This window comes from Streptacidiphilus jeojiense (genome assembly GCF_000719095.1).
GTDB classification, from domain to species: Bacteria; Actinomycetota; Actinomycetes; order Streptomycetales; family Streptomycetaceae; genus Streptacidiphilus; species Streptacidiphilus jeojiensis.
Genome location: NZ_JOEH01000033.1, coordinates 84,287 through 96,663, shown reverse-complemented (window position 1 = coordinate 96,663; position 12,377 = coordinate 84,287). Strand labels below are relative to the sequence as shown.

9 protein-coding genes and 5 tRNA genes are annotated in these 12,377 nt (G+C 72.2%); 11 read left to right on the top strand and 3 right to left on the bottom strand.

The features are described 5' to 3' along the window. Both IF29_RS0134990 and IF29_RS0134985 read right to left on the bottom strand, forming a co-directional pair. Nucleotides 1–132, bottom strand: a 132-nt coding sequence (locus IF29_RS0134990) for a roadblock/LC7 domain-containing protein (RefSeq protein ID WP_030264008.1), incomplete at its 3' end; no start/stop codon positions are given. Nucleotides 133–137: 5 nt separating this feature from the next. Then, nucleotides 138–3,746 carry a sensor histidine kinase gene (locus IF29_RS0134985; RefSeq protein ID WP_084715386.1) on the bottom strand — a complete coding sequence of 1,203 codons (3,609 nt, stop codon included), beginning with the start codon at nt 3,744–3,746 and terminating at the stop codon, nt 138–140. A 537-nt stretch (nt 3,747–4,283) separates the two neighbouring features. Here IF29_RS0134985 and IF29_RS42660 point away from each other — a divergent pair. The 11 genes from IF29_RS42660 to IF29_RS0134930 all read left to right on the top strand — a co-directional run bounded on the left by IF29_RS42660 (nt 4,284) and on the right by IF29_RS0134930 (nt 11,484). After that, the gene (locus IF29_RS42660) at nt 4,284–4,475 is read left to right on the top strand and encodes a hypothetical protein (RefSeq protein ID WP_037597731.1); all 192 of its coding nucleotides are present in this window, start codon (nt 4,284–4,286) and stop codon (nt 4,473–4,475) included. Nucleotides 4,476–4,588: 113 nt separating this feature from the next. Next, entirely contained in the window at nt 4,589–5,371 is a 783-nt protein-coding gene (locus IF29_RS0134975; RefSeq protein WP_030264004.1) for a fumarylacetoacetate hydrolase family protein, read from the top strand. After that, nucleotides 5,364–6,875, top strand: coding sequence for a glutamate--tRNA ligase (gene gltX, locus IF29_RS0134970; protein WP_030264000.1), 1,512 nt, complete (start codon nt 5,364–5,366; stop codon nt 6,873–6,875). Before IF29_RS0134975 ends, gltX begins: the two co-directional genes overlap by 8 nt. Nucleotides 6,876–7,031: 156 nt before the next feature. After that, nucleotides 7,032–7,103, top strand: a tRNA-Gln gene (locus IF29_RS0134965). A 31-nt stretch (nt 7,104–7,134) separates the two neighbouring features. After that, nucleotides 7,135–7,207: transfer RNA gene (locus tag IF29_RS0134960), tRNA-Glu, on the top strand. Nucleotides 7,208–7,233: 26 nt separating this feature from the next. Beyond that, a tRNA-Glu gene (locus IF29_RS0134955) sits at nt 7,234–7,309 on the top strand. Nucleotides 7,310–7,404: 95 nt separating this feature from the next. Next, nucleotides 7,405–7,477 (top strand) — tRNA-Glu (locus tag IF29_RS0134950). A gap of 118 nt (nt 7,478–7,595) precedes the next feature. After that, nucleotides 7,596–7,667 (top strand) — tRNA-Gln (locus tag IF29_RS0134945). A gap of 102 nt (nt 7,668–7,769) precedes the next feature. Continuing rightward, nucleotides 7,770–8,513 carry an ABC transporter ATP-binding protein gene (locus IF29_RS0134940; RefSeq protein ID WP_051726429.1) on the top strand — a complete coding sequence of 248 codons (744 nt, stop codon included), beginning with the start codon at nt 7,770–7,772 and terminating at the stop codon, nt 8,511–8,513. Further along, nucleotides 8,510–10,177, top strand: coding sequence for a DUF6297 family protein (locus IF29_RS0134935; protein WP_051726428.1), 1,668 nt, complete (start codon nt 8,510–8,512; stop codon nt 10,175–10,177). The genes IF29_RS0134940 and IF29_RS0134935 overlap by 4 nt, the downstream gene beginning before the upstream one ends. Nucleotides 10,178–10,260: 83 nt before the next feature. Continuing rightward, a complete protein-coding gene (locus IF29_RS0134930) occupies nt 10,261–11,484 on the top strand; it encodes a glycosyltransferase family 39 protein (protein WP_051726427.1) in 1,224 nt (407 codons plus the stop codon). A gap of 141 nt (nt 11,485–11,625) precedes the next feature. Here IF29_RS0134930 and ndgR read toward each other — a convergent pair whose 3' ends face one another. Further along, nucleotides 11,626–12,339, bottom strand: a complete 714-nt coding sequence (ndgR, locus tag IF29_RS0134925; RefSeq protein ID WP_030263993.1) for an IclR family transcriptional regulator NdgR — start codon at nt 12,337–12,339, stop codon at nt 11,626–11,628. Nucleotides 12,340–12,377 lie beyond the last annotated feature (38 nt).

The window sequence follows — 12,377 nt, the reverse complement described above, 5'->3', positions numbered from 1 at the left end:
GAAGCCCTCGGACATCGCGAGCAGGAGGCCGTCGGCGGAGACCACCACCGTGTGCGACACCCCGGGGGTGTTGTCCACGAAGTTGGTGATCAACCAGTTCAGATTGTGTGCCGCTTGGGACATCTGACTCATCTGAATCAACGCTCCTGGGGGTTGGTGCCGTACGGGCCCGCGTTGCCGCCGGGGTTGGGCTGGTTCGAGCCGCCTGCTCCGGCCTGACGTCCCTGCTGGATGCCGCGGCGCAGGTTGGTGAGCCGGCCGCGCACCTCCTCGGGGGAACGGGAGACCTGGGGCTGGGGACCTTCCGCCGGGGCGGACTCCGCGGTGCCCGGGACCAGGTTGGCCTTGGGCACCCGGCGGGGGAGGCCGGAGGGGAGCACCCCGCCGGCACTGGGTTCGCGGACCTGCTCGGCCCGGCGCCACACCTCGTCGTTGGCGGAGGTCCGCCACTGACCGGTGGCGCTGGCGCCCGAGGGCATGCCCTCGCCGACCCCGCGCTGCGGCATCGGCCGCTGCGGCGGAGCACCGAACGGCGCGTCGACGGACGGGGCGGAGGTCCCCGGACGCTGCGGGTACTGGGACTGCTGCGGCGGCTGGACCGAGCCCGGCCCCTGCTGGACCGGCGGCTGGGGCGCCGAGGTGCCGGGGCGCTGGAAGCGGTTCTGCGACGGCCGCTGCGGTGCCGGGGCCTGCGCGGGCGCCTGCTCCGGGCTGTCCGGCCCGGTCGGCGTGACCTGCACCGCCCGCATCCGGTCGGCACGGCCGCTGCGGAACCAGTTGGACTCCATCGCCTCGAAGATCGGCGAGCTGCCCGCACCGGCCTCGGCCGGCGGCAGGGCCCGGGTCAGCGGGTGGCTCGCCGCGTCCGGGACGGGGAGCGCCACCGGCTGCGACGGGACCTGCTGCTGCGGCGGGACCGGCTGGGACGGGGCCTGCGGCGGCCGCTGGGGCTGCTGCGGCTGCTGCGGTGCGAAGGACTGCGGCTCGACCGGTCGCGGCGGCGTCGGCTGCGGCGGGATCGGCCGGGCCGGCTCCTCGTCGAAGTGCGGCCGGGCGAACTGCGCGGTGCTGTCCATGGCGTCCGGACCCTGGGGCCGTGCGGCCGGGGCTGCTGCGCGGCCGGTCGGGGCGGGCGAGCCGTGCTGCGGCTGCTCGGCCCACAGGCCCTGCTCGTCCAGCGGGACCGGCGGCTGCAGGCCCTGGGACTGCATGCCCTGCTGCTGCGGCTGCTGCGGTGCGAACGGACCCTGCGGACCGCGCTGCTGCTGGCCGCCCTGCTGCGCCATGCTCTGCAGCGTCGGGTCCTGCTGGGCGTGTGCGGGCTGCTGCTGGCCGCCGGGGCGGCCGCCGGGCGCCGGGGCGCCCATCGGCGAGGAGCCCTGGGGCAGACCGGGGGTGTCGCTGCGCCGGGGCAGGCCCGGCTGCGGAGCGGGCTGCGGGGGAAGCGAGGGCCGTCCGCCGGGACCGCCGGCCGGGCCGCCGCTCAGCGGCGCACGACCGGGGGCCTGGGGCATCGCGCCGCGCTGCTGCTGCATGCCCACGCCGCCGGGTCCGCCGGGGTTCTGGCCGGGCGCGCCCTGCGGCCGCTGCTGGCCGGGGCCGGCCGCGCCGCCGCGGCGCTCCGCCGCGTTGGTGACGTCCACGGGCAGCATGACCAGCGCGGTGGTGCCGCCGGAGTCGCTGGGACGCAGCTGGATCCGGATGCCGTGACGCAGCGAGAGTCGACCGACCACGAAGAGGCCCATGCGGCGGGAGACGGAGACGTCCACCACCGGCGGGTTCGCCAGGCGCTCGTTGATCTCGGCCAGGTCGTCGGGGGAGAGGCCGATGCCGGTGTCGTGGATCTCGACCAGCACCCGGCCGTCCGGCAGCGCGTGGCCGGTGACCCGGACCCGGGTCTGCGGGCTGGAGAACGAGGTCGCGTTCTCCAGCAGCTCGGCGAGCAGGTGGACGAGGTCGTTGACGACTCGTCCGGCCACGTCGGCGGTGGGCACCGAGGCCAGCTCGATCCGCTCGTACTGCTCCACCTCGGAGGCGGCGGCGCGGAGCACGTCGACCAGCGGGACCGGGCGGGTCCACCGGCGGCCGGGGTCCTCACCGGCGAGGACCAGCAGGTTCTCACCGTTGCGGCGCATACGGGTGGCGAGGTGGTCCAGCTTGAAGAGGCTGGCCAGCTGGTCCGGGTCGGCCTCGCGGCTCTCCAGCTCGGAGATCATCGACAGCTGGCGCTGGATCAGGCCCTGGGAGCGGCGCGAGAGGTTGGTGAACATCGCGTTGATGTTGCCTCGCAGCAGGGCCTGCTCGGCGGCCAGACGGACGGCCTGCGCGTGCACCTGGTCGAACGCTCGGGCCACGTGGCCGATCTCGTCCGTGGTGTTGATGCCGATCGGTGCGACCGAGGTGTCCACGTCCTGCGGGTCCGACTCGGACAGCGTGCGGACCAGCTCCGGCAGCCGGTTCTCGGCGACGTCCTCGGCCGCGTGCTGCATCCGGCTCAGCGTGCGGACCATGGACCGGGCCACGATCACGGCGCCGACGATGGCGACCAGCAGGACCAGGCCGATCAGCACCGAGTTGACGATGGCGTCGGTCTTGGCCGCGCTGGACAGGCTGCTGGTCTGCGCGTTCAGGCCGAGGACCAGGACGTTCTCGGCCTGGCCCATGAGGCTGATCTGGGTGGTGGCCTCAGCGTCCCAGTCGCTGTACGGCGGCACGTTCGGGACGGCGGCGAAGCCCTCGCCGGTCGCGAGGACGCTGTTCGAGAACGAGGTCGCCCGCTTGACGTTGATGTTGTTGGCCCAGGTCGCGGAGAACGTCTTGGCGGCTGTCACGCCTCCGCCGTAGAGGCCCTCGAAGGTGCTCTCCGCGTTCTGGGCGTCGGTCTGGGCGGCGGCGGCGTAGGCCCGGTCGCCGGGCTGCAGTGCCACCGGGTCGGACGCGAGGGAGGCGCTGATCACCGCGCGGATGATCGACTGGTCCTCCTTCCACTGCGAGAACTCCTGGAGCGCACGGGTGCTCTGGATCAGCGCGGAGTTGCTGGAGGCCAGGGCGATGTCCTGGCTGAGCGTCAGCAGCGGCTTGATCAGGCCGTCGTAGGCGTTGACGGACTGCAGGATGTTGCTGCCGCCGTGGGCGAACGACTCCTGCCGGATCAGGGCGATCCCGTCCAGGTTCTTGTCGATGCTCTTGATGTCGACGCCGTTGCCGGGCAGGTCGGCGAAGTTCAGGTTGTTGGTCAGCTTGGTGAAGTTGATCTGCCGGGTGGTGGTGATCTTGAACGCCGCCGCGATGGCGTCAGCGGTCTTGTCCCCCTTGGCGGTGGCGATACCCGCCGAGGTGTCGCGCTCGTCCTCCAGCGCGGTCGCCAGCAGGGTCGCGCTCTGGGCGAGCTCACCGAGCTGGGAGGCCTTGGAGAGCTGCTGCTGGGTCTGCAGCGAGGCCTGGATGCGGAATCCACCCAGCACCATGGCCGCGATCACCGGGAGGATCAGCAGTGCGGTCAGCCTGGTCCGGATGCGCCAGTTGCTCAGCGCGTACCGCCGCATACCGGTGACCCGGGTCGGCGTGAGCCGTCCTATTCGGGCCTTCGCGGCGTCCGCGGTCCGCTGTCGGCTGCTCGTGGAGCCGCCGCCCTCCCGGCCCGGGTCACCAGCCGGCGCCGGGGGCGCCTGCTGCTGACGAACGGCTGCTTCGCGGTCCGCCGGGTCGCCCGGGCCGCCGCCACCCCTCTTGATACGTCCCTGCACTAGCGTCGCAACCTCTGGACCAGGCGCCCTGTCCACGCGTACGCGGAAGCAGGACGGTGTCGAGTTTCGGGCGGGCCCGGGTCCTGTTTCAACAGACCCTGTTGTGTGCCCGTGCCGCCGTAGGAGTGGGCCCCGGCGCTGGCAGTAGCGCAGTGGAGGGGCGGCCTCCGGCGGTCCGTGGAATTTCAGCACAGTGCCGCACGTGCAACAAGGGGCGACACAGGGTAGCCATTTTGGTTACTCTCTGCCGCTTCCTCTTGACGGATTGTGGGTCGATCCCCCTGGAATACCGCACGTTTCGGACAGGAGTAGCGTGCCGCGTGTTCGAACAGTGTCACGCCCCGTGATGATTTTGTCCGGTCTGCCACAGGATGTCTGTTTGTCTCAACAGGGCACAATGTCGTAACTGTCGGAACTTCGCGAGCCAGAAGTGAGCAAACTCACAGGAGTTGAGGTAGTGCGAAGAGGCTCCTGTGTGGAATGAGATCCTGATGCGCATCCGATCTTCCGTCCTTCTGCCCCTGTGAGGTAGTCCGCGTGTCCACCAAGACGACGATGAGCTTCCGTCCGACCGCCAACCCGCGCCGGACGACTCTCGCCTCCCTGCCCGTCGACGGGGCCCCCGCGCTCCGCAGCTCCGCGACCGAGCAGGCCGAACTGCCCCAGCAGACCGCCAACCCGCGGCGCACCAATCTGATGGTCGCACCGGTCCGGACCGACCAGGAGTAGTGGACCGAGCACACCGAGGGCCCTGCCGGCCAGGAACCGGCGGGGCCCTCGGCGTATCGGCGGATAGGCTGGCGGAGTCAGCATCCGCGAGCCCGAAGAGGACAGCAGCCACCGTGCGTATCGCCAGGTTTTCCAGTGAGGGGACCGTTTCCTTCGGTGTGGTGGAAGGGGACGCCGCCCGACCGGAGTCGCTGACCCTGCACGTGCTCTCCGGCCACCCCTTCGGCGACCTGCAGCCGACCGGTCAGGTGCTGCCGCTGAAGGACGTGCGGCTGCTGCCGCCGATGCTCCCCAACAAGATCGTCGCGGTGGGGCGCAACTACGCCGCCCACGCGGCGGAGCTCGGCAACGAGGTCCCCGAGGTCCCGCTCACCTTCTTCAAGCCCTCGACCGCCGTGGTCGGCCCCACCGAGAACATCGCCTACCCGCCGTTCTCCTCCGACGTCCAGTACGAGGCCGAGCTGGCCGTGGTCATCGGCCGGATGTGCCGCGACGTGCCGCACGAGCGGGTGCCCGAGGTGGTCTTCGGCTACACCTGCGCCAACGACGTCACCGCGCGCGACGTCCAGCAGCGCGAGGGCCAGTGGGCCCGGGCCAAGGGCTTCGACACCTCCTGCCCGCTCGGCCCCTGGATCGAGACCGACCTCGACCCGGCCGACCTGGCGGTGACCTGCACCGTCAACGGCGAGCTGCGCCAGGCCGGCCGCACCTCGCAGATGGTGCGCTCGGTCGCGGACCTGATCGTCCACATCACCGAGGCGATGACGCTGCTGCCCGGCGACGTCATCCTCACCGGCACCCCCGCGGGCGTCGGACCCCTGAACGTCGGCGACGAGGTCGCCGTCTCCATCGAAGGCATCGGCACTCTCACCAACAAGGTGATCAAGCGTGGCTAACACCGCAAGCGAGCTCGACCCCACCGTCCGGGTCCGCTTCTGTCCCTCCCCGACCGGCAACCCGCACGTCGGCCTGGTCCGCACCGCCCTGTTCAACTGGGCCTTCGCCCGGCACAACGGCGGCACCCTGGTGTTCCGGATCGAGGACACCGACGCGGCCCGCGACTCCGAGGACTCCTACAACCAGCTGCTGGACGCCATGCGCTGGCTGGGCTTCGACTGGGACGAGGGGCCCGAGGTCGGCGGCCCGCACGCGCCGTACCGGCAGTCGCAGCGGATGGACATCTACGCCGACGTGGCCGCCAAACTGCTGGAGTCCGGCCGCGCGTACCACTGCTACTGCTCCACCGAGGAGCTGGACGCCCGCCGCGAGGCCGCCCGCGCGGCCGGGAAGCCCTCCGGGTACGACGGCCACTGCCGTGACCTGAGCGCCGATCAGATCGCGGCGTACCAGGCCGAGGGGCGCAGCCCGATCGTCCGCTTCCGGATGCCCGACGCGCCGATCACCTTCACCGACCTGGTCCGCGGCGAGCTGACCTTCACCCCGGAGAACGTGCCCGACTACGGCATCGTCCGGGCCAACGGCGCCCCGCTCTACACCCTGGTCAACCCGGTGGACGACGCGCTGATGGGGATCACCCACGTGCTGCGCGGCGAGGACCTGCTCTCCTCCACCCCCCGTCAGATCGCGCTCTACGGCGCGCTGGCCGAGCTGGGCATCGCCACCGGGCCCACCCCGCAGTTCGGGCACCTGCCCTACGTCATGGGCGAGGGCAACAAGAAGCTGTCCAAGCGCGACCCGCAGGCCTCGCTCAACCTCTACCGCGAGCGCGGCTTCCTGCCCGAAGGGCTGCTCAACTACCTGGCGCTGCTCGGCTGGTCGCTGGCCGAGGACCGGGACCGCTTCTCCATGGAGGAGATGGTCGCCGCCTTCGACATCGCCAAGGTGAACGCCAACCCGGCGCGATTCGACCTGAAGAAGGCCGAGGCGATCAACGCCGAGCACCTGCGCGCGCTGGCCCCCGCCGAGTTCGTCCGCCGGCTGGTCCCCTACCTCACCGCGGCCGGCCTGTTCGCCGCCGAGGGCCCGACCGACGCCCAGCTGGACCTGCTGATCGCGGCCGCCCCGCTGACCCAGGAGCGGATGGTGGTGCTCGGCGAGGTGGTCGGCATGCTCGGCTTCCTCTTCGTCGCCCCCGAGGACTTCGCGCTCGACCCGGCCGACGCCGAGAAGGTGCTCACCCCCGACGCCGCCCCGGTGCTGGAGGCCAGCATCGCGGCGCTGGAGGCGCTGCCGGGCTTCGACCCGGACGACATCCAGGCCGCCCTGCGCGCCGCCCTGGTGGACGGCCTGGGCATCAAGCCCAAGTTCGCCTTCACCCCGCTGCGGGTCGCGGTCACCGGCCGCCGGGTCTCGCCGCCGCTGTTCGAGTCGATGGAACTGCTGGGCCGGGAGGAGACCCTGCGCCGGCTGCGGGCCGCGCTGGAGCGCACCCGGGCCTGATCCGGGTCCCGCCCCCGGCGGAGCGACCGCCGCCGGGGGCTGGGCTTATCGATTTTGGTGCGATGCCCCCCATCGGGTAACGTTCTTCTTGTTGCGCCGCCCGGGAGGGACGGGGAGAGAACCAGAAACTCTCACCAAGATCACCTGGACAGCCAATGGGGTATGGTGTAATTGGCAGCACGAGTGATTCTGGTTCATTTAGTCTAGGTTCGAGTCCTGGTACCCCAGCGCAGTTCCCTTACGAGATCCGTTCTCGTGAGCCCCCGTTGTGTAGCGGCCTAGCACGCTGCCCTCTCACGGCAGTAGCGCCGGTTCGAATCCGGTCGGGGGTACGCACCACCGAGTTGAAGAAGATCAAGCCCCCGTTGTGTAGCGGCCTAGCACGCTGCCCTCTCACGGCAGTAGCGCCGGTTCGAATCCGGTCGGGGGTACCAGATCCTCCACCCTCACCATCGGGTCGACCCAGCGCACCGGACACGGTCCGGAAGGCTCCGGTCCCCGAGGCGACGAAGCAGGATCACCAAAGCTTGCCCCCGTTGTGTAGCGGCCTAGCACGCTGCCCTCTCACGGCAGTAGCGCCGGTTCGAATCCGGTCGGGGGTACGTCACAGCAGGCCCCCAGCTCCGGTCGGGGGCCTGCTGCGTTGCTGGTGTGGATCATGCCGCTGGTCAGGTATTGTTCTCCCCGGAGTGTTCACCGGGGAACTGGTTGAACCCCCCTTGGGGTATGGTGTAATTGGCAGCACGAGTGATTCTGGTTCACTTAGTCTAGGTTCGAGTCCTGGTACCCCAGCAAGGCAAACTGAAGGCCCGAAAGGGCCATTTTTTGTATCCGGGCGAGAGTATGCAGGCGAGCGTATGCCTGCGAGCGCATTCTGAGAGGCCGGCAGCGCGCATGGCTCAGGCGAAGAAGCAGAGCAGCAGGAAAGCCGCACGTCCGCCGCTGCTGGCGCTGCATCAGGTCAGTCGGCGCTACGGCGGCAGGGTCGCACTGCAGCCGGTCGACCTGGACCTGGCGGCCGGTGAGTGCGTCGCCCTGGTCGGCCACAACGGCTCGGGCAAGTCGACCATGCTGCGGCTGGCGGCCGGGCGGGACACCCCCACCAGCGGCACGGTGAAGCTCGACGGCGTTCCCATGGACGAGAACGACCCCCGGGTCCGGGCCAGGCTCGCGGTCGTCGGCGACGTCTCGGCCTGCTACCCGGATCTGACGGTGCGTGAGCACCTGGCCCTGGTGGCCGTGGCGCACGGGGTGGAGGAGCCGCTGCACTGGGTGGACCGCGCCCTGGCCGACCGCGGCCTGGCCGAACACGCCGAGGCACTGCCGGGATCGCTCTCCTCCGGCCAGCTGCAGTCGCTGCTGCTGGCCTCGGCCCTGGTCCGCCCGCGCGACCTGCTGATCCTGGACGAGCCCGAGCAGCGGCTCGACCCCGGCGCCCGGCAGCGGCTGGCCGACCTGCTGAAGGCCGAACTCGCGGACGGGGTGGCGGTCCTGCTCGCCACCCACCACCCGGACCTGGCGATGCACGTCGCCGACCGGGTGCTGCTGCTGGAGGACGGCGTGCTGCTGGCCCAGGGCACCCCGGAGGCCGTGCTGCCGACGGCCTTCCCGGGGACCGCCGTCGGGGGAGCGCGGTGAGCCTCGCCGACGGTGGCGCCCCGCCGGAGTCCGCCGAGAGCGAGTGGGTCGACTGGACCGGCGACACCCTGGCCCTGCTGCGCGCCCTGCGCGCCCCGCACCGCCGTTCGCGGGCGGGCCAGATCGGCTACACCGTCTACGTCGGCATGATGATCGTCCTCGCCTGGGGCGGGATGTTCTCCATCGGCGCCTTCGCCAACGCCTCGATGGGCACCGACTACACCGCCCACGGCGCCCAACTGCTCGCCGCGCTGCCCGCCGGGGTGTGCGCGCTGAGCCTCGGCCTGATCCTGGTGGTGGCCAGGGACGCGCTGTGGCGTGGCCCGGTGGTCGCCCCGAGGGCCACCGTGGACTGGCTGCTGGCGCAGCCGCTGCGGCCAGGGCCGGTGCTGCGGCCCTGGTTCTGGACCTCCTGCGCGGTCGCGCTGGTCCCCGGAATGCTGGCGGCCGCCGCGTCGGGGGTGGCGCTGGGGCTGATGGACCGGACCGGCTTCCTGCCCGCCTTCGGCTGGGCGCTGGGCGGCGGAGTGTGCGTGCCGCTGCTGGCGACCTGCTGCGCCGTGGCCGTCGAGCGTTACGAGCGGGTGGCGCGCTTCGTCCGCAGGGCCACCCCGGTGGTCGCGGTGCTGGTGCTGCTGCTGGCCGCACAGAGCGCCCTGGCCTGGAACGGGCACCGCTCCACGCCGCTGGAGCGGGTCGAGATGTGGTCCGGCCCCTGGGGCTGGCCGGCGCTGGTCGGACTCACCCCCACCACGGCCGCGGTCCCCGGCGGCTGGGCGGCGCTGGTCCCGCTGGTGCTGCTGACGGCGGTGGCCATGGTGCTGGCGTACCGGGCGGCCGCGTACATCCCGCTGAGCAGCCTGCGGCACCGGGCCCGTACCGCGGCCGGTGTCGCGGCGGCGCTGCGCACCGCCGAACTGCGCTCGGCCCGGATGGTGATGGCGCAGTCCGACCAGCGGGCCCGCCGGGTCAGGCTGCGGATCCCGCCGCCCACCCGGCCCTGGCTGGCCGTCCCCTGGCGGGACCTCACCGCCCTGCTCCGGGCGCCGTCGCGGCTCGGCCGGGCGGTGCTCTTCTCGGCGCCGGCCCTGCTGCTGGCGCCCGCGGCGGTGGCGGCGAGCGGTGTGGACCGGCTGCTGATCACCGCCTGCTCGGTGTCCTTCGGCTACCTGGCGGCGGCCCAACTCGCGGAACCGGCCCGGGTGGAGGCGGACGATCCGCGCCGGGCCGGCTGGTCGCCGTACCCGTACGGCGAGCTGATGCTCCGTCACGCGGTGGTCCCGGCGCTGGCGAGCGTGGGCCTGGGAGCGGTCGGCGCCGCGGTGGCCGTGCTCGCCGGGGCCGGCGCGGCGGTGTGGCTGGCGCCGCTGGTCGCTCTGCCGCTCACCGCGGCCGCGATGGTGAACGCCTGCCGCGGCCCGTCCCGGCAGGAGCTGATGTACTCGCCGACCGGGATGGGCAGCATGGGGCCGTTCATCTTCCTGGCCTGGTACGCCGCCGGGCCGGTGACCCTGGTCCCGGCCCTCGCCCTGGTGTTCGGCCTGGGCCGTGGACCCAGCGCGCCGCTGGCCGTCAGCTGGTGCCTGGTGTTCGCCGCGGTCCTGCTCTACTGGGCCTACCAGCGGGCGCTCACCCTGTCGGGCAGGCATCGCCCGAAGGACTGAGAAATCACGAGCCGGACAAGAATTCGGGCTGAGTCCCAGAATCTTCCCTGAATTCGAACAGCATTCGCTTAGCGTTGTCGACCATGACAGCGACCGCCCCGGCCGGAACCCGACCGCAGATCCCCCGTCAGTGGCTCTCGCCGCGGACCGCGGTCCGGTCGTTCCCGCTGCTCCGCGCCGCCGCGCCGGCCCTGCTCGGCTACTGCGCGGTCCGGGTGGTCGGGGTGCTGATGCTGCTGGGCGTCGGGTCGAGCCGGCACCGGCCCGTGCTGCACCGGCTCGGAACCCTGTGGGACGCGGGCTGGTACGTCCGCATCGTCGAGCACGGGTACGGGTCGACCAACGGGCTGGTCGGCAGCCATGGGATCGCCTACAGCACGCGTGCCTTCCTGCCGCTGTTCCCCTGGCTGGCCGAGGCGGTCAGAGCGGTGCTCCCGGTGTCGCCGGGCACCGCGCTGGTGCTGGTCGCCTCGTTGAGCGGGATCGGCGCGGCCTGGGGCGCGTACGCGGTGGCCGCGCGCTGCCACGGGCACCGGGCCGGTGTGGTCGCCGCGGTGCTCTGGGGGGTGCTGCCGCTGGCCGTGCTGGAGAACACGGCCTACTCGGAGGCGCTGTTCAGCTGCCTCGCGGTGTGGACCCTGTACGCGGTGCTGGACCGGCGCTGGCTGACGGCCGGACTGCTGTGCCTGCTCGCCGGGCTGAGCCGGCCGAGCGCGATGGCCCTCACCGCGGCGGTGGCCGCGGCGGCTGCGGTGGAGCTGTACCGCTGCCTGCGCGGACGCGGTTCGGTGCACTGGTGGCGACCGCTGACCGCCGGGGTGCTGGCGCCGCTCGGCTGGGTCGGCTACATCCTGTACGTGGGCCGGGTGGAGCACTCCTGGGGCGCGTACTTCCGGATACAGCGGGCCTGGGGCTCCAGCTTCGACGGCGGCGCGGCCACGGTGAAGTGGTTCGAGCAGGTGTTCCTGAGCCACCGGGCGGCCTCCGGGATCCCGCTGGCCTACGCGGTGATGGCGCTCACGGTCTTCGCCTACCTGCTGCTCTTCGCGATCGCCCTACTGCAGCGGCAACCCCTGGTGCTGCTGGTGTTCAGCGCGGGCCTGCTGGCCATCGACCTCGGCAACGGCTCGCCGTACCCCCCACTGGCCCGCTTCCTGATGCCGGCGATCCCGCTGCTGTTCCCGCTGGCGGCCTCACTGTCCCGACTGCGCTCCCGGGGCACCCTGCTGGTGGTACTGGCCGCCGCAGCCCTGGTCTCGGGCCTGTACGGGGCGTTCGTGGTCTTCTACGGCGGCGCACCGTCCTGACGCTGTGCCTGGCTTGTCGCGCAGTTCCCCGCGCCCCTGCACGTTTGCAACTGAGCCAGTTGCAGCCCGCCAGGGGCGCGGGGAACTGCGCGGCCAACCACCTACGGTCCGCAGTCGAAATCCGACAGACGCCGCTGGGCTTCAAGCCCTACGGAGCGCCTCGGTCAGCCGTCCCGCCGCCTCGATGATGGCCTGCGCATGCAGCCTCCCGGGGTGCCGCGACAGCCGCTCGATCGGTCCGGACACGGACACCGCGGCCACCACCCGGTTGGAGGGCCCCCGCACCGGCGCGGAGACCGAGGCCACCCCCGGCTCGCGCTCGCCGATGGACTGGGCCCAGCCGCGCCGCCGCACCCCGGACAGCGCCGTCGCGGTGAACCGCGCGCCCTGCAGGCCGCGGTGCAGCCGCTCCGGCTCCTCCCAGGCCAGCAGCACCTGGGCCGCGGAGCCGGCCTTCATCGGCAGCGTGGAGCCGACCGGCACGGTGTCCCGCAGCCCGGAGAGCCGCTCCGCCGCGGCCACGCAGATGCGCAGGTCACCCTGGCGGCGGTAGAGCTGCGCGCTCTCGCCGGTGACGTCGCGCAGATGCGTGAGCACCGGTCCCGCCGTCGCCAGCAGCCGGTCCTCGCCGGCCGCCGCCGAGAGTTCCGACAGTCGCGGGCCGAGAATGAAACGACCCTGCATGTCACGGGTCACGAGTCGGTGGTGTTCCAACGCGACGGCCAGCCGGTGCGCGGTCGGCCGCGCCAGTCCGGTCGCGGCCACCAGTCCGGCCAGGGTTGCGGGGCCTGACTCCAGCGCGCTCAGCACCAGAGCAGCCTTGTCGAGAACGCCGACGCCACTAGAGTTGTCCATGCGCTGATATTGCAGTCTCAGATCGCGAGACGCAAGTT

Bases quoted from the DNA above. Each gene is read 5' to 3' on its own strand.
- IF29_RS0134940 (WP_051726429.1), top strand. From the start codon at position 7,770: ATGGCTCAGGCGAAGAAGCAGAGCAGCAGGAAAGCCGCACGTCCGCCG.
- IF29_RS0134930 (WP_051726427.1), top strand. From the start codon at position 10,261: ATGACAGCGACCGCCCCGGCCGGAACCCGACCGCAGATCCCCCGTCAG.
- ndgR (WP_030263993.1), bottom strand. From the start codon at position 12,339: ATGGACAACTCTAGTGGCGTCGGCGTTCTCGACAAGGCTGCTCTGGTG.